Source organism: Pseudomonas sp. AC169 (assembly GCF_979258515.1).
Window position 1 is genome coordinate 4,308,912 of sequence record NZ_OZ409866.1, and the last position, 22,250, is coordinate 4,331,161.

The 22,250-nt window shown below is 53.4% G+C and carries 16 protein-coding genes and 1 pseudogene; 13 read left to right on the top strand and 4 right to left on the bottom strand.

The window, feature by feature from the left end; all coding sequences use genetic code 11:
- Positions 1-76: 76 nt before the first annotated feature.
- Positions 77-943, top strand: coding sequence for a carboxylate/amino acid/amine transporter (locus ACZZ0G_RS19445; RefSeq protein WP_463557202.1), 867 nt, complete (start codon positions 77-79; stop codon positions 941-943).
- Between the two features lie 105 nt (positions 944-1,048).
- Here the strand turns inward: ACZZ0G_RS19445 and ACZZ0G_RS19450 are convergent.
- Positions 1,049-1,585, bottom strand: a pseudogene (locus ACZZ0G_RS19450) (mechanosensitive ion channel family protein); the annotation flags it as partial.
- A 191-nt stretch (positions 1,586-1,776) separates the two neighbouring features.
- Here ACZZ0G_RS19450 and ACZZ0G_RS19455 point away from each other — a divergent pair.
- Positions 1,777-3,207, top strand: a complete 1,431-nt coding sequence (locus tag ACZZ0G_RS19455) for a hypothetical protein (protein WP_463557203.1) — start codon at positions 1,777-1,779, stop codon at positions 3,205-3,207.
- A 211-nt stretch (positions 3,208-3,418) separates the two neighbouring features.
- Here the strand turns inward: ACZZ0G_RS19455 and ACZZ0G_RS19460 are convergent, their stop codons facing one another.
- Entirely contained in the window at positions 3,419-4,408 is a 990-nt protein-coding gene (locus ACZZ0G_RS19460) for a TauD/TfdA family dioxygenase (protein ID WP_463557204.1), read from the bottom strand.
- 141 nt (positions 4,409-4,549) lie between these two features.
- Here ACZZ0G_RS19460 and ACZZ0G_RS19465 point away from each other — a divergent pair, with 141 nt between their 5' ends.
- The 7 genes from ACZZ0G_RS19465 (at position 4,550) to ACZZ0G_RS19495 (ending at position 18,181) form a co-directional block, all read left to right on the top strand.
- Complete coding sequence (locus ACZZ0G_RS19465; RefSeq protein WP_259198007.1) at positions 4,550-5,782, top strand: hypothetical protein; 1,233 nt, start codon at positions 4,550-4,552, stop codon at positions 5,780-5,782.
- Between the two features lies 1 nt (position 5,783).
- Positions 5,784-9,113 (top strand): UvrD-helicase domain-containing protein, encoded by a 3,330-nt coding sequence (locus tag ACZZ0G_RS19470; RefSeq protein WP_463557205.1) that lies wholly within the window; start codon positions 5,784-5,786, stop codon positions 9,111-9,113.
- A gap of 113 nt (positions 9,114-9,226) precedes the next feature.
- A complete protein-coding gene (locus tag ACZZ0G_RS19475) occupies positions 9,227-9,928 on the top strand; it encodes a Rossmann-fold NAD(P)-binding domain-containing protein (RefSeq protein WP_259198003.1) in 702 nt (233 codons plus the stop codon).
- Between the two features lie 404 nt (positions 9,929-10,332).
- Entirely contained in the window at positions 10,333-11,688 is a 1,356-nt protein-coding gene (gene gmtY, locus ACZZ0G_RS19480; RefSeq protein WP_259198001.1) for a gamma-mobile-trio recombinase GmtY, read from the top strand.
- A gap of 441 nt (positions 11,689-12,129) precedes the next feature.
- Complete coding sequence (gene gmtZ, locus ACZZ0G_RS19485; RefSeq protein ID WP_463557206.1) at positions 12,130-15,957, top strand: gamma-mobile-trio integrase GmtZ; 3,828 nt, start codon at positions 12,130-12,132, stop codon at positions 15,955-15,957.
- A 60-nt stretch (positions 15,958-16,017) separates the two neighbouring features.
- The gene (gene gmtX, locus ACZZ0G_RS19490; protein ID WP_122554438.1) at positions 16,018-16,626 is read left to right on the top strand and encodes a gamma-mobile-trio protein GmtX; all 609 of its coding nucleotides are present in this window, start codon (positions 16,018-16,020) and stop codon (positions 16,624-16,626) included.
- Positions 16,627-16,771: 145 nt separating this feature from the next.
- A complete protein-coding gene (locus ACZZ0G_RS19495; protein ID WP_463557207.1) occupies positions 16,772-18,181 on the top strand; it encodes a DUF6035 family protein in 1,410 nt (469 codons plus the stop codon).
- 216 nt (positions 18,182-18,397) lie between these two features.
- Here ACZZ0G_RS19495 and ACZZ0G_RS19500 read toward each other — a convergent pair whose 3' ends face one another.
- Positions 18,398-19,000 (bottom strand): hypothetical protein, encoded by a 603-nt coding sequence (locus ACZZ0G_RS19500; RefSeq protein WP_016771189.1) that lies wholly within the window; start codon positions 18,998-19,000, stop codon positions 18,398-18,400.
- Positions 19,001-19,052: 52 nt separating this feature from the next.
- Positions 19,053-19,532 carry a helix-turn-helix domain-containing protein gene (locus ACZZ0G_RS19505; RefSeq protein WP_016771188.1) on the bottom strand — a complete coding sequence of 160 codons (480 nt, stop codon included), beginning with the start codon at positions 19,530-19,532 and terminating at the stop codon, positions 19,053-19,055.
- 505 nt (positions 19,533-20,037) lie between these two features.
- On the opposite strand from ACZZ0G_RS19505, the gene ACZZ0G_RS19510 reads away from it, so the two are divergent.
- From ACZZ0G_RS19510 to ACZZ0G_RS19525, 4 genes are all read left to right on the top strand, one after another.
- Positions 20,038-20,448 carry a DUF6957 family protein gene (locus tag ACZZ0G_RS19510; RefSeq protein WP_016771187.1) on the top strand — a complete coding sequence of 137 codons (411 nt, stop codon included), beginning with the start codon at positions 20,038-20,040 and terminating at the stop codon, positions 20,446-20,448.
- 123 nt (positions 20,449-20,571) lie between these two features.
- Complete coding sequence (locus ACZZ0G_RS19515; RefSeq protein ID WP_038860516.1) at positions 20,572-21,309, top strand: metallophosphoesterase; 738 nt, start codon at positions 20,572-20,574, stop codon at positions 21,307-21,309.
- A gap of 34 nt (positions 21,310-21,343) precedes the next feature.
- Entirely contained in the window at positions 21,344-21,670 is a 327-nt protein-coding gene (locus ACZZ0G_RS19520) for a hypothetical protein (protein WP_038861093.1), read from the top strand.
- Positions 21,671-21,720: 50 nt separating this feature from the next.
- On the top strand, positions 21,721-22,113 hold the full coding sequence (locus ACZZ0G_RS19525; RefSeq protein WP_016771183.1) for a DUF6957 family protein: 393 nt from the start codon (positions 21,721-21,723) through the stop codon (positions 22,111-22,113).
- The last annotated feature ends 137 nt before the right edge of the window (positions 22,114-22,250 follow it).

Here is a 22,250-nt window from a genome sequence, read left to right on the forward strand (position 1 = left end):
GAATCGGCGTTGTCCGTGGGTTCGCGGTCTTGCGCAAAAACCGCTATCGTCGCCGCCATTCAAATTAGGGGCGAGCATGGGCTATCTACTTTTTGTCACGCTGATCCAGGCGTTTTCCTTCAGTCTGATCGGCGAATACCTGGCCGGTCATGTCGACAGTTATTTCGCGGTGCTGGTACGTGTGGTGCTGGCCGGTCTGGTGTTTATCCCGCTGACCCGCTGGCGCTCGGTGGAACCTGCGTTCATGCGCGGCATGCTGGTGATCGGCGCGTTGCAGTTCGGCGTGACCTACGTCTGCTTGTACCTGAGCTTCCGCGTGCTGACGGTGCCGGAGGTGTTGCTGTTCACCATCCTCACGCCGTTGCACGTGACGTTGATCGAAGATGCGCTGAACCGCCGCTTCAACCCGTGGGCACTGATCGCCGCGCTGGTGGCGGTGAGCGGGGCAGCGGTGATTCGCTTCGACAGCATCAGTCCAGACTTCTTCATCGGCTTCCTGCTGCTGCAACTGGCCAACTTCACCTACGCCGCAGGCCAGGTGATGTACAAGCATCTGGTGGCGAAACACCCGAGCGATCTGCCGCATTACCGGCGTTTCGGCTACTTCTACCTCGGCGCACTGGCGGTGGTGCTGCCGGCATTCCTGATGTTCGGCAAAGCCAACTTCCTGCCGGAAGCGCCGTTGCAGTGGGGCGTGTTGCTGTTCCTCGGTCTGGTCTCGACCGCGCTGGGCATGTACTGGTGGAACAAGGGTGCGTGCATGGTCAACGGCGGCACGCTGGCGGTGATGAACAACCTGCATGTGCCGGTGGGCTTGCTGCTGAATCTGCTGATCTGGAATCAGCATGAGGAACTGGGGCGGTTGTTCCTTGGCGGCAGCGTCATCCTCGCTGCCGTATGGATCAGTCGACTGGGCATCCGAAAAAAACCGGTCACTGCGTAACCCCTGTGGGAGCGAGCCTGCTCGCGAAGGCGCTGGGTCAGATAAGTATGGGGCGACTGACACATTGCATTCGCGAGCAGGCTCGCTCCCACATTGATCTTTGGGTTACATCAGGTGTTTCTGCGGCTCGGGAATGCTGGCCGCGCCGAGCACCGCCGGCAACAACCCCGAACGCAAATCCCCACCACTCGGCTGCTGATACAGACTCAGCCCGAACTCCGGCAGTACCGCCAGCAGATAATCGAAAATATCCCCCTGAATCCGCTCGTAATCGGCCCACGCCGTGGTGCGGGTGAAGCAGTAGATCTCCAGCGGAATGCCCTGCGCGGTGGTCTGCATCTGCCGGACCATGCAGGTCATGTTCGGCTGAATCTCCGGATGGCTCTTCAGATACGCCAGCGCATAGGCGCGGAACGTGCCGATATTGGTCATGCGCCGGCGATTGGCCGACATCGCCGCGACATTGCCCTGCGCCTCGTTCCACGCCTTGAGTTCGGCTTTCTTGCGGCTCATGTAGTCGGTGAGCAAGTGCACCTGCGAGAGCTTTTCTTCTTCGTCGTCACGGATGAAGCGCACGCCGCTGGCGTCGATGAACAGGCTGCGTTTGATGCGCCTACCGCCGGATTGCTGCATGCCGCGCCATTACAACCGGTAATTTTTCATACTATCTAGACCTTCCCCGCAGTCCCTTACCCCCGAAACGCCCAAAAAACCACCAGTTCACTCATTAACCCAGGTTTTCGACAGAGGATGTCTCCCGGTGCCTTGACCCAATCTCCACAAACTATGTACTAAGTACTAAGTCCAGAAACCCCTACAAGGAGCTACCCCGAATGGAATCATCTAGCACTCCTCCGGCCCAGCTGCCAGAGCAGAACCTGAACCCCCGAGAGCTAACGCCTGCCTCCATAAAGCTCAGCCCAACCCCTCCAGAAGCTCACCAGCCCTCACAATCCCAGCAAGCCCAGCACCCTCAACCTGAAGGCGCATCAGCTCTGTCCCTGGCTCTCCACAACGCTCTGATGTACCAGCGCACTCTCCCGCGAGAAGAGCGCACTACCCACTTGGTTGAGTTTGCTTACGAAAGACTCGACGCTATAACGCGAGTGATAGAACAGCATTTGCCATCCCTCAAGCCAGACCTAAATTCGCTACAAAATCTTCTAAATATTGCCTCCCAAACAACTCTCAAACCTGAACAAGCGGCTGAGCTGAAAGAAACTTACAAACGCACCCATGAGAGCGTATTTCCTGTAAATGATAAGTATCTCTACTGGCACCACCAGCTCCATAGGCTTTCGGCAGATCACAGTTTGAGCTCTATATCGTGGGATCATTTGAAAAGGCTGGAAGAAGAATCATATGCGGATGATGAGTTAAAGGCTCTTGTTCATGAGCTGAAGTTGTCATTTGGTCGTGTGAAGGATGTGTCCGATAGCCAAGGGTTCAGGCAGATGTTTGAGTTCTACGGCGAAGCACTTGTATATTCGAAGCTCAGCAAGCACTTCAAGACTAAGCGGATCGTGGCGAAAAAAGATTCGAAGCCTGACTTCGTTTGCGCTCTGCCGAATGGAAAGGAGTTCTATGTTGAGTTGAAATCTTTGGATCTGGTGGAGGCTTCGCTTCGATCAGATCAGATGCATGAAGACGCGATGAATCAGAATATCGAAATCGAAGACCAGCTTCGGAAGGGTAATAGAATCGCGATGGCAGAAAGGGAGATCGCTCCATTTAAACCGCCGTTTGATGATGGCTCATACGATCCGCGTTCTTTTTTGCTAGTTATTAATACGCTGATGAAGAAGGCAAGGTCTGCCTTCAAAGATTCTCAGTTTGCCCAGGGCCCAACATTCGCTTTTATGCTTTGTGATCGATTGCGAATTCCCAAGGGCAACGATAGCGTCGCCCCTCAGTACTTCGACCATGATTATGAGTCAGACATTTCTGGTGTGCTTTGGAATGCATGCTTCGCCAAAATAGGTACACCAATCTCCAAAGTGCCCGACTTTGAAGGTGCTCCGACATTCGATGGTCATATGTCCAAACATGGGCTACTTGTGGATGAGTTCATCCCATTCCCGAGCGGTGCGGTTATATTCTCCACGTTTTGGGGGCAAGAGGATGCCTTGATGGGTCTCTACGACTCCAAATGGCAGCCGACTCCAGATTGGACTGAAGAAGATACTCAAAGCGTGATCCACGTGCTTTGTACCGCGTACAACGACGAACGAAACTCGTATGGTCAGTCGGTCGGCATGAACTGATCTTGCTAAGTGAAAAAACCGTCCAGCGCTAGGCTCTGTACGAAATGCATCCGAGCTCGCCCATGCTGCGTTGAACACGCGCTCGGATGCTCATTTACTCCAGTAAACTCCGCTTCGTCGCCTGTTTTCGCCTTGTCTGGCCTTCGCTCGAACACATTTCGTACAGCGCTAGGAAGTAGTGCGGGATGCCACATACAGCATCCCGCCCAAATCACGGGTAGAGCTTGAAGGTACTGTCGGGATAGCGCTGTTCAGCCCGCAACTCCCGGGTATCCAGGCCGTAGGTACGCAGCAGCCACCGTGAGTCGCCACCTGCCTTGCCACCCACTACGCCGCGCCCATGCAGTCCAACGCGATTGTTCACGAGCAGGATATCGCCAGGTGCGATGACCACCGACGCGGAGCATTCCTGACAGGCCTGCTCGAAACTCTTGATCGCTTGGCTCGCAAGCTCAGAGTCAAAATCGGTATCTGCCGCACTGTGGCTGTAGCGAATCCAGTGTCCATCCTGGGTTTCGAACAGCAGCTGGATGTCCACCATTACCTCCAGCAGAGGACTGTCCTTGCCCAAGAGCTTGCGCAGCCCAACCTTGAAAGTTTTTTGGGGGCGGAGGATGTACTGAGGCTTCGTGAGCTCTTCGATCTCCTCGTCCGTCAGCTTCTGCAGGACTGCAGAGAGGGGCATGACCGTGGTGGCAGTGCTGTTGGGATTACGAAGACCGCTCAGGCAAACGAAGTCAGGGGAGGGTGCTACGCGCTGGTCAAACTCATGCGGCTGTCCGCGAACCGGGAACGACACGCCGTCGGTGTGGCCGCGCATATTGCTCTTTGATTTGTCAGCGAAGTCACCGTCGCCCGGAAGCACCACCAAGTTCACGAACAGGTGGCCGTCATTCTCGGAGCCATATGAAATGGTGTCCGAATTGAGCGCGGCGAGGCAGACCACTGCACTGGCCCTGGCAGCGACGGTGCTGGCAACGTCAGGCACGGGGATGAACGCAGTTGGCGTATCTGGCAGATCGTGAATGTCAAAAACAGCGCGCAGATGAATCAACGGATTCGTCCAAGCACTGCGCTGGACGTCGTACAGATCGACGCCCACAGCGGTGAGAGCAGCGATGACCTGGGGTAGCAGGTAGGCGCCAAGATCCACTGGGTTGTCGAGCGCTGCGAGGCAGGATTCGAGCGAGTTATCGTGCATCCATTGGCTCACTGAACCTCGGATAGCCTTGGAAAAATGAGCGTCGATCAATTGTGTCCCTACCATCGCAAGTGATATAAAGATGATATACAGGCGCCTTTTAGCGCGCCACTGCTTCCGTCCAGATGCCCAGAGTCTACCATGAAACGTAATGTCAATTTGCCGTCTCCAGCCCTCAGCGCTCCGCTTAGGGCGTGGTCGGATTACCTGGGATGGGTGTCTGCGACGGCGGATTTTCAGGTGGTAGGGGGCGTTTGTCGGTGTACGGTTGCGATGCCGGAGGGACAGATCCTGGAGGTGCAGGCGGCGACCCCAGATCTTCTGGCCAAGCAGGTCATGGCCGACCTGACTGCCAACATGGTGGTTCCGCCGACCATGGATCGCTCAACAACATCATCGCTTCACGATGCACCGAAACAGCCGAAACAACCGAAACAGCGCCAGAAGCAACAGCAGCAGGGTGAGCCAGGGCAGGACGAACCCGGGCCCGTGATTCCCGAAGGTCTACAAACCCAAGCGTCGCCACAGGAGGTGTCTATGCGCAGTCATTACGAACCCGCTTTGCCTCGTGCATCGCAGGCGCCGCGATCTGCATCCGTGTCTAGCACCAAGGGCACATTGCAGACGGTAGGCGTGTATGTGCCGGTAGCGATGCATGAAGTGCTTAAGGCCGTTGCGGAGGAGCAGGGTAAGAAATTCTCTGTGCTCGTTCGAGAGATGGTCGAGCGTGGCCACGAGCGTTTTGAGGATGCGATCGAAGAGCATAGCGGGAGAAAGGTGCTCGACGGCTATGAGCAGAAGGTGGCGAGCTATGATGGCCAGTCCGAACAATGGATGGCCCGACTTGATCGCAAGCTCAGTCTGGAGCTCAAGTTGACCGCGAAAGAATACGGACGGTCTGCTTCTCAAATCGTCGGTGGGCTATTGGCTGAGGAGCTTTCTCATTGCCCACAAGCCCAGGCAGTCTCTACCACTGCCCAAGCAGTCGCTACTACCGCTGCCCGAGTAATCGCTGATCCAGCTGAAGTGGTACGTGCTCAAGCCGCGATTGCAGGCTTTGTAGGCCCTAAAGCCAATGAGCTGGCCAATCACCTGGGCCTTCCCGGCAAGCGAAGATTGGTCAACGAGGTGCTGGTTGGGATAGTTCGTGCACCGGGAGTCTTGATGAGAGATGTCGCCGAGTACTTCCAGGTTTCGCCAGAAGCGATGAATGAAGCGGTGAGTCTGAATTTCCGTCAGCTAGCGGCACCTTCCTTTAAGGCGCCCAACGGCCAACCAAGAGTGCTAACAGAGCCTGTTTCTTGGGAGGAGGCGGTGAAAGCGCTCCACTTACCTCATGACGAAGAGGCGCAACTGTTGGGCTTAGGGGACTGATATGAATCCTTTCGACCGTGCACGAATTCAGGCTATCAATGCACGGGCGAAACTCATCGCTGCGTGCGGTGAACAGTATCCGACCAGCCAGCAACTGATTGACGTTGCTGAAGCGACGTTAGGCATTGCGATCGAGTGGGTGTCACCCGATGACTATGCATTGGGCGGGGCAGATGCGCTACTGCAGCGGTCGATGCGCACGATCCTGATTCGTGATGACGTTCGACAGGAGGCGAAGGCTTATCTGTTGGCTCACGAACTGGGCCATTGGTATCTCGACTCACCCCAACCTGCTCCAGGTACCTCTACCGTGTCTTTCATCGCAGACCCCGACGATGAAGCTGATACAACCACCGCTGCTAGCACCCCCAGCAGCACTAGTCCCGGAAGTGCGGTGGTGGAAGGGTATGGTGCATGGGAGCGCAACGAGCTCCAAGCAAACGTTTTTGCGCGAGAACTGTTGCTACCTAGGACGACGGCCAGGGCATTGTGGTCAGCTAGATGGCGTTCTCGATCGATAGCGTCGCATTTTCTGCTGCCGCTAGAAGTCGTAAGGCAGCAACTGGCTGATGCGCTGCTGCTCCCAGATGTCCCTCCAGTTCCTCCGGCGCCTGCACATCCCCCAAGCGATGCCCAGCGTCTTGCGGCTGAGGCTCCGGAGAAGTTCGTCAATGTGGTTGCGGGCCCAGGAACCGGTAAGACCACGACGTTGGTACACCGAGTGGCCCATTTGATCGCCATTGGGGTTCCCGCCAATAGAATTTTGGTGATGACCTTTACCAACCGTGCCGCCCAGGAGCTTGTCGAGCGACTGACCGCAGCCAATGTTCCGAATGCTTCACAGGTATGGGCTGGCACCTTCCATTCGTTTGGGCTTGAGCTCCTGCGAAAGCACCACCTTCTCTTCGGTCTGACACCTCAGATCAAGATTGCTGACGCGCTGCAGCAAGTCAGAATGATGGTCGAAGAATTGCCCACCCTGCAGCTCGAATATTTCTTCAGGTTGAGCAACCCGTATGACTGGTTGCCTGATGTGTTGAGGATCATCCATCGTCTCAAAGAAGAATTGGTCACCCCGGACGAATACGCTGCGATCGTTCGAGCATTGCCGGCGGTTCAGCCCGATGTCGAGCGAGAGCGGAACGACATAGTGACCCTCTACAGGGCCTACGAAGCCGTACTACGGCGGGAAGGGTGGGTGGACTATGCAGACCTTCTGGTTCGACCCACTGTACAGGCTCGTGATGATCGTGCGTCCCTGGCTGCCTTCCTAGAACAGTACGATCACGTCTTGGTAGATGAGTACCAGGACGTCAATCATGTGATGATCGAGTTCGTCAAAAAGATCGGATCGCCGCAACGTTACCTGTGGGTGGTCGGTGATATTCGTCAGGCTATTCATCACTGGCGTGGTGCGTCGATCCAAAGTTTGCTCAAGTTTGACGAGGCGTACGTTGCTAGAGGACAGGCCGCCTCTATCAGGCGGTACAGCTTGGACATCAACCGGCGCAGCTCTCCAGAGATTCTTCGTCTGGTTGAGCGGGCTGGAACCTACCATGTGTTGCAGCCATTCGTGCCTCTGGATCCTGTATCACCTTCTCGCTCCGTGAGCGGGGTCATGCCAGCTTTATTCCACACCCAAAGGGATGCTCAGAGCAGTGTCATCGTCGGCGAGATTACTCAGTGTCGAGCGGCGGGGCACTCGTACGGCAGTCAGGGCATCATCAGCTCAACGAATGCCCAAGTAGACAAGCTTGCTCAAGACATCGAGGCGGCTGGCATTCCTGTGTTGCACCTGGGTGAGTTGAATCAGAGGGCTGAAGTCAAAGAATTCATGTGCCTGATGCAACTGCTGACGCAGCGTTCGCCTGGAGCGCTCCTCGGCTTGTTCGGGCGTGCAAACTTGAGGATGCCGGCGGCAGACATCGAGGCGCTGACGAACCAGTCTAAGATCGGTTTCAACCACCAGCGTGGTCGTTGGCTGAGCCGTCCCACTGCAGGCCTCTCGGCGCAAGGGCAGCAGGTTGTCCAGGAATTGAGTGATTTGTTGGAAGGTGCAACGCGAAGCTCTCGCCCTTGGGTGTTTGTCTGTGACCTCCTGTTTGAAAAAGGCTTTGGGTTGGAGTCGCTGGCTGACCAGTCTGCTGCGGCGCAGATCAATCGCCTGGCGTTGTGGCAATTCCTCTACGGGGTTCGCAACAGCGATGGCGTAGGTAGCCAGGCGACGTTATCGAAGTTTTTGGTCAGAGAAGATTTTCGGCGCTACATCGGGCAACGCTCGGCGGAGCGCGCGCTTCCACCCGAGGCGGCTGCGATCGACGCTGTGAGGCTCATGACCGTCCATGGCAGCAAAGGGCTTGAGTTCGACGTCGTGCACATGGCCAACGTGGAAAAGAGCAAGTTTGGCGCAGAGGCACCGCCACGTTTTGATGAGCGCCAGGCGTTGCTGCTGCCCCCTGAAGCGTTGCACAGCACGCAAGCCCTGCGGCTCCAAGGTGAGGCAATCGAGCGGAACAATTTGTTGTACGTTGGCCTGTCCAGGGCGAAAGATCGGTTGAAGGTCTACGGCGGCACTGACGCAGCGACGATTCCCGACCCCTTGTGTGATCCTTCAGCCATCCCTGCCAGTGTCGCGCGAGCCTCTGTTCCAGTAGCGGCGCCTGTCTCGCGCGTATCCATGACACCACCCGTGGCGATGACCTACGCCGTCCTTGATGGATTCATGACCTGCTCCCTGCAATATCACTATGCCCACGAATTGGGCCTTCCGATCGAGCAGGAGTTGGATGTCTCAATTCGGGCTCGTCGAGCAGTGCTGGCAGGGCTTGAGTACGTCTACCGCGATGGAATGAAGACCGATGATGCCTTCCTGCAAGCGTGGGGCGAGAAGCCGTTGCCGACATTGGAGGAGGACAAAATGCTGATTGAGCATGCCTGGATCGCCTTCAATCGAGGTGCTGCATGGCAGCCGGGCAGCGCGTCTTACGTTCCCGAAACGACTGCCAGCGTGAATGGCCAGGCCATAACCATGCCCTGGATGCTTCGTGATGCGAGTGGTGATGTGATCTGGCTGCGCACGGGGGTAGGCCTGAGTACCGTAGCGCGAAATGTTCGACCCATCCTGGAGAACCTGGGAGGCAGACGCTGCAACCGAATGTCTATTCATTCGCTCGTCACGGGCCTTTCTGAAGACGCAGTTCCGTCTGCAAGAGCGAGCAGTACCAGTGTGTTTAAGGCGATCGCGGCATTGCGTGCTGGTGAGCGTAAAGCGAGCCGAGGCAAGCACTGCAATCGATGCGCCTATTCGACGATTTGTGCTCAGAGACACTGACCGTATCGATTGCGGGATTTGATCCATCCCCTTCATTGGCGTTGACCCAAGCGTTGCCTTGTTCAGGTTGGCCGGGGAAAGGGGCAAGATAGTAGATAAGGAAAGTACTAGCTATGACCTACATAAACTTGCCGCAAGATCAGCAGAGAGCGATCAGCGCTGTGGACATGCGGGCTCTTGACTCGGCAATTGACAGATGTGTGATGGAAGAGCGCATTTCTCCACTCTATGAGTTTGGCCTCAGGGAGTGCGGGGAGCATGTGGGTTCCGAACTAGGGGCGTTCGAGCGTGCTATGGCCGCACACAACAAAGCCAAGGCTTTTGCAAAACGCGAGCAAACCAAGGCCGATCTGTTACACGCCGGTCGAGACCTGGCCCATGCTGTAGCTGCAATGAAAGATCGCGTTGAAACAGAACAGGAAGAAGGGCAGCTGTTTCGAATTGATGACCAAATGAGATCGCCCTTTCATCTCAGTAATCGGTTAACCGTCAGCATTGATTATAGTTGGCGGTCTTCCCCAGCATCAGATTGGGCGAGGGGACAGATCACGTTTATCTACGCCTATTCACCGCTACCGGATTACTCACAGCCCCTTTCTAAACGTAAGCCCAGCAAAGCCAAGGCAGCACGTGATCACCAAGATGAACTGTACCGCCAATGGGAATACTTGAAGGGACAGGCATTGTGCGCTGTTAGGGATTTCTTCCGCCAGGGTGGAACTGGACACGACATCCCTGAAGCCCTTGATGCTAAACCAGATCCCTATAGTGGGACGCTGAATAACTTCAGTTGCCGCTTCTGGCAGCCAGCTTAGCCATAGCGCTCGATGCTGCATTAGCCTCGATTTGACAGGCCGACATGGCGTCGGGCGTGAGCGCAAAAACGTCACGCCCCTCCACATAATGTGATGCAGTTCACAGAAATCGCAGAAATCTCCAATTCTGAATTAGCGTTCGCTACGTGAATTCTGCGCACGAAAAGCCCCCTAGCCCTCTCGCATTTCAAATTTGACCACCATGATTTTGAATTTTCGCGCTAAAACGAACACCCTCACATCCCAATTTTAAATTTAGGCAGTATTAAGGGGCTTATTGTCTCTAATATGGCCGGCCAAATTTTGCATTCTTGGTTGGCGGCGCTCATGTATTTTTGCTATTTCTAAAAAATCGATGGTAGCGATGTGCTCGTGAAAGTTTTATATCCTGCGACGGAAAAAGCATGGCGTTTGTAAGGAAAATCAAAACACTATATAGGAATGACAGTACCGGCAAGGAGCGTCAGCTCCCTGCGTTGCTCACTCAAGATGGTATTTTAATATCTCATTTACGATTCTTGGCTGATCCGGATTACTATAGGAAAAGTGAAGAATGGCGAACGAGGAACATTTACGCGATTCGAATGCTGGTTAAGTACATTCAAGCTAATGAAGGCGTGTTCGAAAAAGCTACTGAATTGCTCAAGTCTTTTGCGGTCGCTGTCGAATACGGGACTATTGATATCGATACGCAGCGAGATCCTAGTGGGCTTTATTGGTTAACGCGTTCCGCAACTGATGCACGTACAATGATAGGCCATGTTACCGCCTACACAGACTGGCTCGCCGAACAGCCCGAGTTTGGTCAGCCCCGACTCAATCCATTTCGTACTGCTACCTCACTTGAGGAGCGTATGAACTGGTGTGCCTACTATCACAAGGAAGCTAATGTTTTCCTGGCTCACCTTCGCAATCCCGACGAGGCAGCCAGGAAATTGAAATTGGTGCGCACTGTGCGAGGGCCTGATATACCGATGTCACAGAAAATTACCAAGCGGTTTCCTGAGCGTGAGTTCCATAATCTGCTTACCAACGGTTGGACGAGGTCGTGTAGCGATCCCAACGCTACAGAGCATGCCTTTATTGACTACAAAGGTAGGGCGATGACGATACTGATGCACTACGGTGGCCTTAGGAAGAGTGAGATTTTTCACACGTATCTGCAAGATATCATTATCGACCGCAAGCTGAATGAGGCGGTGGTTCGGATCAGTCATCCGTCTTTGGGCAGAGCACCTGAAGAAGGCTATACGAATCGCCAAGATTATCTGAATCGACGGTATAGCATGCAGCCTAGGCATAAGTATCCAACGTCAAACGCGCTCCATGCTGGCTGGAAGTCGCCGATGCTTACTGAGGATTATGTAGAAGTACATTTCTGCCCTCCTGAAGCATCGAAGGACTTCTTGTATAACTTCATCATGTACTTGCAGCATCAGCGGGTAGACCCAGAACCTGACGATGATCACCCATATGCGTTCACTAACACTCATGGTCGTCCCGAAACGCTGAAGAACTTCAATCGGCAACACTGTGACGCGGTGAATAGAATCGGGCTTGTCCACAGGAAAAAACTGGGTACAACCGAGCACGGTCACCGCCATGCTTACGGATATCGCATGATCGAGAAGGGTGTTAAGCCGAATATCATCCAAAAAGCCATGCACCATAAAAATCCGAATTCATACAAAGTCTATACGCAGCCTGACGCCGACGATGTTCGCAAAGCCTTCGAAGAAGCCGAGCGCAATGGCGCATAAGCGCTGACTCCAGGCGCCGCTTGGCACATTCGAGCCGAGCAGAAACTGACCTTTCCGCGAGACACCCCAGTAATCCATCAGCTCTCAGCCCACCTTCCGGCGGTGCTGGGTGCAGCTGGATCGCCTCAGGGATGCATGTCAAAAATGTGATGGCTGTCACAAAACCATCATTATCTTCAATTTAAAAACAGCCTCCAAAACCTCCATTCTCGGCCTTCAATTCAGAATTGAGCGCTGCTACATGAAAATCTGCGGACGAAATTCAGTGTTATTACCATCAGATTCAAATCTCGCCAGCTCAATTTTGAATTGAGTCGGAAGTTGATCAACTATTGATCAGTTTTTAATGGGATCTGGCCGGCCAACTTTTGCCTGTTTCGAGTGACATCTTCTCGGCGACTTAGTACTTTTTTAGGAAAACCACACCTTAGGTACTACTTCATGGCTAAAAGGGTTGCATCTCCCAGGGTTCTTGGCGAAAACGGGAAATCAGTAAAAGTACGATATAAACGGGGCGGCGCCATTGTTGCTGTTGATACTATTATGCCCGACGGTGAGATTGTTGGAGATGCCAACGTCGAGCAGGCATCAAGTAAGAGCTATCCCCAACGCCCTCGCAGAGTTTCACAGGTGTTCTATAGCTACGAAGAAGCAAGAGAGTTGATCATTGATAATAAAATTTTACTTAAGTCTGAATATAATCGGTTTCGCAAAGATCATCCCATGTTGCCTTGGGATCCAGATGTTCATTACGGTACCGAGTTTTTGAGTTGGAACCATTTTACGGGCAGACCTGAGTTCTATGCGACCTTAGAACAGGCTCAAGAGGCTGCACGCTCCTTGAGTGTAAAAAGTCGGGCGAGTTATATTAAGGCTACCAAGATCGATCCGCGATTACCCTACACCCCTGAAAACCACTATAAAGAGTTTCCAGGCTATGAAGTGTTTCTGGGTATTGGAGATGCACCCTACGAAACTTATCAAGAAGCATCGGATGCAGCAAAGCGCTTGGGAATTATCAGTCCTGACGCTTACCGTAGGAACCGAAAGAAGGATCCTAAGCTGATTGCTAGTCCTCTAAAGCGTTATCGCAATGAGTGGAGAGGTTGGCCGCACTTTCTTCAGATGGCAGATAAGTTGAATGGGGTTAAGTTAGCAGAGGAAAGTAATGTTTATGCAACTTGGGAAGAGTTCTCGGCGGCTGTTTCGTACTTGGGTATTAAAACCCAGAGTGAGTACATGGAGCGGCGTGTCGAAGACGCTCGCCTGCCAGTTTGGCCGGAGCGAGTTTATCTAGAGGACTGGCCGGGCTGGGGAAAGGCGATGGTTGGTCGTGCGCGCTTCGCGTGCAAGACCTGGCAAGAAGCAAAGGCTGTGGTGTTGCCGTATCGTTTTGATGGGTACTCAGCCTATAGGGTTGGCTATAAAGTGGACACTCGCCTTCCCGCCGATCCGATCAAGAAATATCCTGACTTTCCTGGCTGGCCTGCTTTTTTGCTGCCAGAGATTTATGAAACGCTGGCCGATCTCAAGCTCGCTATCAAACTCTTGGGAGTGAAGACCCAAGACGCTTATCTTGAGGCCAGAAGTAGATTCCCAGTGTTGCCTGAGAATCCGGAAGTGCTTTTCTCAGATGAGTGGGTGGATTGGTACGATGCCTGTGGATTCATTACGCCTTATTCATATCAGGAGCTTCAATCAATTGCGCAGAGCCATGATTGTAAAACGTTGAAAGACTATAGGAAGTTAGCGAGAAAGCTTGGTGATTCTAGAATGGTTAACAGGCCTGAGCTTCATTACAAAGAGTGGGTGAGTGTCTATGATTTTCTGAGCAGAGATCTACCTAACTTGCTCACGTTCGTCTCTAAGCAAAGCGCAGGTTGGATTGCTGACGTGGCCTATTGGCTTGAACGGTTGCCGGCTGTAGGTACCCGGGAGTATTCCGTATGTAAATTCATTCGTTATTACATTGAGCCTAATGGGTATGGCGCTACCGTACAGGATTTCCTCCAGCTAAAGCGTGTCGATACCGTACAATTTGAGAAATTTATCGCTTCTCAGGGAAAGCCTGCGAGTTGTAGGCGCACTTGGTACGAAATCCAAGAGTACCTAAATGATGCCTTGAAACGTCATTTCTTTGATGAAGATGAGAGTGGGAAAATCTATAGAACTGCAGATGCCGCAAATCCATTGGCAGCAATTAAGTACAATGGTGAGTTCCATAGGCCATCTGAGTCCACAAAGCCACCTCTAGCGTACCAGTTCGTCAAAGCAGCCAAAGATTGGATCGTGCAGCCGCATGCCAAAACACTCCGTGATCTTGTCAATATCCATGGTTTCGATTCAGATTACTTAGCTGTCGACGAGTCGATGATTGATTTTGATGATCCTAACTGCGTCTACCGCAAAAGCGGAGATCAGTATTATCTCTGGATTCCCATGTATTGGATTGCGGTGTACACCCTGTTGTCCGTTCCGGCCCGGGCGCGTCAAGTAATGTACAACGATTCGGGAGAAGCTGATGAATTTATCGTTGATATTAGTAATGGTGAGCCTCAATGGGTGCTAAATACCAGCCCGATGGCTGAAAAAGAGCTTCAGCAGGCCTTTGTTTCTCATGATGAAAAAGGGAATTGGGGGATGCATTTCACGTCCAACAAGACTAGCTACGATGGGGGAGGCTATGACGTACCTTGGATTCCTCAGCCGCTTGTGTACTGGTTAACGGTACTGCGTGAGTGGCAGAAGAAGTACAATCCTGTTCTTAAGCGGACACGTTGGGTAGATTGCGCCAGTCGTTGTAACTTCAGCAAAATCAAACTTAAGAAGAAACCGGATGCGTGTTTTCTATTTAGGGCGTTTGGTGAAGATAAGCCCCCAGTTTATGCGGGTGGTGTTGCCAGCCGATTGGCTGCAACGCTCTATAATATCCAGCCTGATGACCTTGTCCTGGCGTCATTCGATGACACCTATGAAAGGTCGGATCGCGTCGCTAAGTCGACTCTGACTCGGTACTCCTCGGAGTTTACGACTCACTCGATGCGAGTCAGTTTGATCACCGCCTATGTAATGAAGTTCGGCATGCCCGTAGAGATCATCATGAAGATCGTTGGCCATGCTTCGATCGTGATGACGATTTATTACGTGAAAGTCGGATCTGCGTCAGTCCGTCAGGCTATGACGGAAGGAGAGAAGCGGGCGTTGCAAGACGATGCAACCGATATGCAGATCATGGTGGAACAGAAGCGGTTGGATGAGCTCCAGCATCAGATGGTTGGCAGCACCAAGGAAGCACTTGAAGCTCTACTTGCCGGTAACAGCGGTACTCAGTTGGTAAGGGACTACGGCATGTGTCCTTATGCCGGCGCTCGTTGTGGCGATGGTGGTGAATCGACAGGCAAGCAGTGGTTGCCTGTCCAGGCCGGGCATCTGGGACTGCAAAATTGCCCACGGTGCCGGCACTTCGTTACTGGCCCTGTGTTCTTGGGTGGACTGGCTGCTTTGTGGAATGAAATTTCTCTAACTGTAAACCTCAACTGGCAAAGCTATGCCGACATTGATCAAAAGCTTTCTGACTATCGGTCGCGCCTTCAAGATCTCCGGAACGAGAAGTTCGACTGCGCTCAAGTAGGTAAGCCTTTCAATGATCGGGAGTTGAAGCGGATCAACGTCGCGATCCGCAAGCTTGAAGCAGACCAGGAAGGTGTCGTCACGAAAATGGACATGTACATCGGTGATTTGCAGGCACTGACTAAGCTGATCTCGGAATGCAAGGTCTTGCTTAATACCAATAGCCAGGCAGAGTCCCCCAAGACTGATGGTATGCAACTGCTGGTGAGCGACCGGCACGAACTTGAAATCGTGTATGAGGAGACGTCGCTTTTCCATCAGCTGAACGAGGTTTGCCAGAACGCCACGCTTTATCAATCAGCTTCAGCGGTGATGGCGACTCCTCGTAGGGCGCAGTTGCTGGATCGACTCGCCCTCAACAATGGCATTCGTCCAGTGATGCTCCAGCTCGATGAGCGTGAGCAGCTTCGTCTCGGCAACCAGGTCTCGTCATTCCTGTTCAGTAGGTTGAAAAGCAGAAAGAAGGTCGACGAGTTGATCAGCGGGCAGTTGCGGCTGGAGGACTTGCAAGGAGAGCACATCATCAGTGTGAAGGAGATCACCACCCTCATGTCCAGCGAGTCATTGCCCGGCCTCGATGGTATTCCCACTGGCTATGCTCGGCAGCCCCAATTGATTGAAGTAGAGCCCTGTCATTGACCCCTAGACAGGTCGGATCACCGACCGCTTACTGTTTTTCAAATCTGGAGGTTCAATAGAATGACGCCTGAAGAAATGCTGGCCTTGCTTTGCGCAAAATCGCCACGCCAAAAAAGCTCATTGGAGGTGGTTTATGCCATCTGCAAAGAGATTGTGGACGCGGGGGGGACGAATTTTACTTCGGAGCATATTGGCCGGGTGGGGGCTACCCGAGGAGGGCCCCGTGCACAGACGATTCGGAATAAAACTGGCGACAATTTCAAAGCTCTGATCAAGTGCTTCAAGGACGCCCCTGGTACTCGTAAGCGGGCAAAAAAATCATCGTCCTCCACTGACTGGGTTGACGGCATCAAGGATCCGAAGCTTCGAATTCTTGTTGACCGGACGCTCGCTGAACTGGCTGAAGCAAGGAGTGAGCTCAAGGAGCTGATACCTCCGGGTATTGAGTTTAGAGTCGACGATCGTCGTGGGCAGTCATCTGAGGTCGTTCCAAGCTTTAAGCTGAACGAGTTCGAGCGCGACGCCCTAACATTCTTATTGTCGGAGAGCTTCCTGCTGCAGTGGAGGTTTGAGCGGGGGAAGAGGGGGGATGTGCTGAACGCCAAGGGGGACACGGTGTTTCATCCAGGTACTCTCCCGGCATTGGAGAAGGCCCTGAAATACCTCTGACTGAAATGCAACGTGGCAACGACCCCTTCAGGCTAGGCGAGATAGAGACCTGGGGCAGGGGTAGGCAAACGCACGGTGTTGGGTGGAATCACCTACGGCTTTAGGTTAAAGGTTGGGGCTGCGAGTTCCAGCCAAAGGAAACTGTATGTTCACGTATGAGGTCGCTCAACCCACTGCCACCATGCTCCTGACGGAGATCCTCGATCAAGAAACGGGATTGGATGTCGAACTGCAGAGCTTCTTGACCCGCGATCTGGGTTTGGTCATGAAAGACAGGGGGGAGTTGGCGAGTCGTTATGCTCGTGATCCCGGCAATCCTTGGCTTGTGTGCGCGTTGTGCATGGCCCCGGTGATACTCGTGCGCACCATGGAACGGCGCTTCCATTTCCGTCATCACCCACGTGCGGAGGCAGAGCAAAAATGCTCAATTTCAACGCGTGGGCAATTGAGTGCCGAGCAGATCAACTGCATCAAGTACAACGCTGCGAAGGAGAGCGCAGCACACCTGAGGCTCAAAGGCATTATTCGAGACAGCCTTATAGTCGATGAGCAGTGCTCCGAGCCGTTGGTGGAGAAGGTGTGGAAGGGCGTGCGCCTCGCCGATCGCGCGCAATGGCGAAAGCCCGATGTCCAAGCTGAGCTCAATGGCCAACGCCTGGCATTTGAGGTGCAGCTTTCGACCACGTACCTGACAGAAATCGCGGGTCGACGTGAGTTCTACCGAGCGAACAACGGGGCTATGGTCTGGATATTCCATAGCTTCGACCCGAGTTCGACCCGCACCTCTGAAGAGGACATTTTCTTCCTGAATAACAACAACGTCTTCATCGTAAATGAAGCGACGCTTGCTCGATCTCGGGTGGCGAGGCGCATGGCCCTAGACTGCTGGTACGCCATACCCCATCTCAGGGGCAAGACGATCATTGACGAATGGGTAATGGAGGAGGTGTTTCTTGATCAACTGATCGTGAACGCCCAAGAGCAAAAGGTTTTTTTCAAGGACTACGACACGCTAAGGGCCGAGCTATTGAGTAGCGTGAGCAGCGACCGAGCCCGGCAGGCCTTTCTCGATTTCTGGATGCAGCATGCAGCAACGGACAGCAAAGAGTCGGATGAGGCGTGGCGAACTTTGCGGGAACAAATGAAAACGGCAAGTCCTGACCTTCCGCTGCCTTCGGACTACCGAATGGGGAAATTCCATGGGGCTGTGTCGATTATGTTGAGTGCCCGTTTTGGGCATCCAGTGGGCTACAACCTGCCTCGCCTCCTTAACGTGGCCAACACCGCCTTCGATCACTACAAGGGCTATTTACTCGCCTTCGGATGGACGCTGCGAGCGTTCGCGAACGAGCAACTGTTGGCTGACCAAGACGCCAAGCAGACCTGGCAGCGGAGGAAGAAGTTGATCCGCGAGGGCCTTGAGCGAATGGACGAAGCCTACCGGCAAGATCGGAGTTACAACCATGTGATTGCGTTTCTGATCCCGAGATCAAGGAAAAGCTTGCCCATGGGCGGGAGTGGTGATGGCTACCCGCGTCGGCATTTGAAATTGTAGGAATTTACCACCTTGATCTTTCTTCGCTGCGGACTCAAAAACCAACCTATACGCATAGGCTCTCCTCGTAAGCGGCGCGGACTCGCGATGCACGACGAGGAGGGCTCATAAGCGCGCGGAGGATCAAATCAGGTGGAGCCCTGGTGGTAGCAGCTCTATCGAGCACTCTCTGGTAGCCTGTTTCCAGAAGGCCAGATGGGCTGGAATGAGATGCAGCTATCTCATATACATCTGCTTGGTTCGATTCAATTTGATGACGTAGCTATCAGCGTAAAGACCGTTCGATTCCAGCACGATTTCGTCCTTCCCAGCGCTGCGGATGTCATATCGCTGAGACTTGGCCAGCAACAGACCTCGTTCAATCTCGGATTCTTCAGTATTGGGTGAGGGGGCAGTGGGGATGCTTATATCGCCTAAGGATTTGGCGACGACTCGAACTCTCACATCCATCAAGCTGGTTTCCAGCTCCTCATCAGAGGCCAGCCATTCTCCATTGCCTTCGAATCTGTAGCTTGTGGTTGCTGGAGTGGAGGGTGCAAACGTCGTGCTCTTCAGCAGACCATTGATTCGGTATGTCTTGTTGCGAAAGTACTCAATAGTACCTTCGAAGCCGACAACACCATTGGGCTGTGGATATTGAAATTTCTCATGCCACAGTCCCAGCAATTTGGGATTCAGTCCATCGGATGAGCTGGGGGGACTGATATAGGCTGCCCAAGGGCCGACGATGGTTGAGAAATCTCTTAGATGCGGCAGTAGGTAAACGATCGATGCGATGATGCCTGCCGACCAACCGAGTCGAAGCCTGCTCCAGTTCATGCTGTGCTATCCATGTTGTAAAACTATCCTCTTGCTCTTGCTTACCAAGACCCTATGTATCGGATTTTCGATGCCACAGGTCGTGAACGGTCTGCTTGGACAGCCCCAATTTTTCGGCAATCTGCTTTTGAGTCAAACCTTCGGCCTTATGCTGATGTACCTGTCTCAACCTGTTCTCGTCAACTGGCTTGCCGGGCTTACGCACCACCAATGCGTCATCTTGCAGTTGCGCTTTGAGCTCCTCCATCAAGCCAGTTTGCAGGTGCTCCGAAAGCTCAGCGGTGAGCCGGCCCAAGACGGACTCTATCGGTTCGTTTTGACGGATGGCCAGCGTGAGCGCAAGCAAGGTCAGGGGGCTCGTATCGAGAGCCTTGCTCAGGAGGTCAAGCTTATCGAGGGTAATACCGGATTCGCCTTTTTCGAGTTGTGCGAGGTACGTCCGAGTACCTGCTTCGGACAACCCTTCCTGCGAAAGCCCTTTGCGACTGCGAAGAACTCGCAGAACGGCTGCGAACGCACGTTTCAGGGGCATGGGCGATCCTCAAAAGGGGAGGATGAGGCCACGTTGCATAGTCCGGTTCTACTGTATATAGTTGTCATCGCCGGACTTATAGGTCTCGGCTGATTCATAGTGGCATTGAGCGTTTCAGACGCTGGCTTGTATTGCGTACGGGCCTGTGAGGACTGAAGCATAGAGACGGTGGTGCATATGCCCCGCCTGAATCAATTTACACCTAAACCGAACAATCGCTCGATGTATGTGGCCGGTTGAGAGGTAAGAAATGGGAGCTTGGGCTAGAGAGATGCTTTTCAATTCAGCGTTTAATCGAGGGCCATTGAGATTGCAGAGGTGGGACTCAGAGGTTCGAATGCCTGCTGTGCGTGATCTCCAGATGGTGCGCCAGGCCCTTGTGATGATGTGCTGTGGGTGATGGTTGGCCAGGTGTGTTGGGCAGCTAGCCATCTACCAGCCCGGGTGCTAATGACGAAAAAATCCAATGCCTAGGATCATTTAAAGCTGCAGAACAGGGTGTTACATGAGTGACGGGTTACGAGACATCGTGGAGCTGTTCAGCAACGATGGAGAGCAGTTGGTGGGCTTCGAGGGTGATGCCGGCCAGGCTGATGCTGAAGCCATCAGTCATCGCTCATGGAAGCCGTACTGCATCGTAAGAGAGTGGATGCTGATTGAGATTGAGGTGACTGATGAGTACCGCGAATCTCTTGCTGCCGACGGGTTACAACCTTGTGTGCTGTATGCATCCAATGTCTTGGCCCACAGTGCGAACAAGCGGCAGGTCGGCGACTGGGTTCGGTCAACCTTCCAAAGATCGCTCACCGACGGCTACGTGTTTGAAACGCGTAACACTCTATATATTTTGACAGGCCCTGGTCAGAGAAAAAAAGCCAGCCTGGAGACCGTCATGGCAATTGTTAATCTCTACTGAAAATCGGGGAGGCTAGATGTCTGGTTCCTTTTTAACGAGGCTCATGCGCATTGCAGTCTTACGAGCAAACCTGATGGCAGGCCAGGAGATTTTGAGACACGCCATGATGGCGAGGGGTGGCTCATGCGACTTCTCGTAATGTCGGATCTCCATGTCGAGTTCCAGCCCGTCGAGCTGCCCGACCCATCTCTGTATGACGTTGCCATTCTCGCTGGTGACATCAACATCAAAGGTCGGAGCTCCAATTGGGCCTGCGAACATTTTTCGAAGGAGACCGTGCTCGTAGCTGGCAACCACGAGTTTTACAAATCGAGCTGGTACAAGACGCTCGATCAGCTTAGCAACCCCCAAGCTGCCCACGTTCACTTTTTGGAGCAGCGCACGCTTGTCCTCGATGGCGTTCGATTCGTGGGATGCACCGGGTGGTCTGATTTTGAAGGTACCGGGAATGCGCCATTGGCGATGCTGGACGCACGGGCGCTCATGAATGACTACAAAGTCATTCGGGTCGAGCCGCAATATCGAACCCTGGTACCCCAACAGACTCGCAAAGTCGCGCAAGAGTCTCGTGAGTGGCTTCATCGCGAGCTGGAACAACCCTTTCAGGGAAAAACGATCGTGGTGACTCACTTCCCGCCTTTGATGCATTTTGTTCCGGACTATGGAACGCATCCGCATTTGCGGGCCGCTTACGGCAACAACTGGGAGGAATTCCTGGATATGAAGGTCGATCTCTGGATCTTTGGACACACTCACGTGGCTGTCGATGAAACGATCAATGGAATCAGATTTCTGTCCAATCCAAGGGGTTATCCAGGGGAAGACGTCGATTTCAACAACCAGTGTGTGATCACGCTTTGAATGGCTTGAAGCGTGCGAGAAGAGGATGTTTGCAGTGTATTTTCCAGAATCGTTGCTGAAGGCCACGAGGGTCACTTTCCAGGGACAGATCAGCGGTTATTTGCTCGATGCTCGTCCGGTCGGACTGGGCTTCAAAGCGGCGATGTTTTTTGACATCCACCAGCGCGCCGAAAACGGGGATACGGTCGTCACCGAGGATTTGGCGGCGATGGAAGAGCAGCACGGCTATTCGATCGCTGTCACCACAGCGGGTGATCGATATGTCATCGTGAGCTTTCTTATGTTCATGATTGAGGAGGTCGACGGGGGGCAGCAGACAGTGGTGATGTCGATGACCCGAGAAGCTTCCGCGCGCTCGTAAGCCTTCGAAACAAGGCCATTTGGCGAAGCAATGGATGGGCAGGAGTTACCATGTCATACATAGACATCGAGGAGATCGTTGGCCCAAGCGCGGTCATGCCAGGGGTGGAAATGGATCTTGAGGAAGCGATCCGGATGACAGAGACGAGATTCCCGGATAGGAGCTTTTGCATCGTCGATGAGTGGGTTTGGCTTGATCTCGATGCGCCTGATTTGGTCGTCCAGGAGTTGGCTATGGAGGGCAAGAAGCCGGTGATGCTGCTGATGCTCAATGTGGTCTTCGATAGCTGTACCAAAACCAGCAGCGCCCTCTGGCTGCGCTCGTCACCGTTGATTGATTTCAGCGACGGCATGTTTTTTCAGACGCAGAACAAACTTTACGTGCTGCTCAGCCATGGTCGTCGAAAAACGATGCCTTTGTCGGCAGTGCTTCGCGTTTTTTGAAGCTGAGGTGGCAGTCGGCCTAGCTTATGGCCAGGATGCCTGAACCTGGAGATTGGCGGGGACGCTGATGCTTCTTGAATCACACAGCCCGCATCTTATGGTAGTCAAACCAATCTCCGCACTATTGCCTTTGCCAG

What these genes read in the sequence shown, in the direction of transcription:
- ACZZ0G_RS19470 (WP_463557205.1), top strand. Translation starts at nt 5,784, where the DNA reads ATGAATCCTTTCGACCGTGCACGAATTCAGGCTATCAATGCACGGGCG.
- gmtX (WP_122554438.1), top strand. Translation starts at nt 16,018, where the DNA reads ATGACGCCTGAAGAAATGCTGGCCTTGCTTTGCGCAAAATCGCCACGC.
- ACZZ0G_RS19505 (WP_016771188.1), bottom strand. Translation starts at nt 19,532, where the DNA reads ATGCCCCTGAAACGTGCGTTCGCAGCCGTTCTGCGAGTTCTTCGCAGT.
- ACZZ0G_RS19455 (WP_463557203.1), top strand. Translation starts at nt 1,777, where the DNA reads ATGGAATCATCTAGCACTCCTCCGGCCCAGCTGCCAGAGCAGAACCTG.
- gmtY (WP_259198001.1), top strand. Translation starts at nt 10,333, where the DNA reads ATGGCGTTTGTAAGGAAAATCAAAACACTATATAGGAATGACAGTACC.
- ACZZ0G_RS19460 (WP_463557204.1), bottom strand. Translation starts at nt 4,408, where the DNA reads ATGCACGATAACTCGCTCGAATCCTGCCTCGCAGCGCTCGACAACCCA.
- ACZZ0G_RS19465 (WP_259198007.1), top strand. Translation starts at nt 4,550, where the DNA reads ATGAAACGTAATGTCAATTTGCCGTCTCCAGCCCTCAGCGCTCCGCTT.
- ACZZ0G_RS19515 (WP_038860516.1), top strand. Translation starts at nt 20,572, where the DNA reads ATGCGACTTCTCGTAATGTCGGATCTCCATGTCGAGTTCCAGCCCGTC.
- ACZZ0G_RS19510 (WP_016771187.1), top strand. Translation starts at nt 20,038, where the DNA reads ATGAGTGACGGGTTACGAGACATCGTGGAGCTGTTCAGCAACGATGGA.
- ACZZ0G_RS19475 (WP_259198003.1), top strand. Translation starts at nt 9,227, where the DNA reads ATGACCTACATAAACTTGCCGCAAGATCAGCAGAGAGCGATCAGCGCT.
- ACZZ0G_RS19500 (WP_016771189.1), bottom strand. Translation starts at nt 19,000, where the DNA reads ATGAACTGGAGCAGGCTTCGACTCGGTTGGTCGGCAGGCATCATCGCA.
- ACZZ0G_RS19495 (WP_463557207.1), top strand. Translation starts at nt 16,772, where the DNA reads ATGTTCACGTATGAGGTCGCTCAACCCACTGCCACCATGCTCCTGACG.
- gmtZ (WP_463557206.1), top strand. Translation starts at nt 12,130, where the DNA reads ATGGCTAAAAGGGTTGCATCTCCCAGGGTTCTTGGCGAAAACGGGAAA.
- ACZZ0G_RS19525 (WP_016771183.1), top strand. Translation starts at nt 21,721, where the DNA reads ATGTCATACATAGACATCGAGGAGATCGTTGGCCCAAGCGCGGTCATG.
- ACZZ0G_RS19445 (WP_463557202.1), top strand. Translation starts at nt 77, where the DNA reads ATGGGCTATCTACTTTTTGTCACGCTGATCCAGGCGTTTTCCTTCAGT.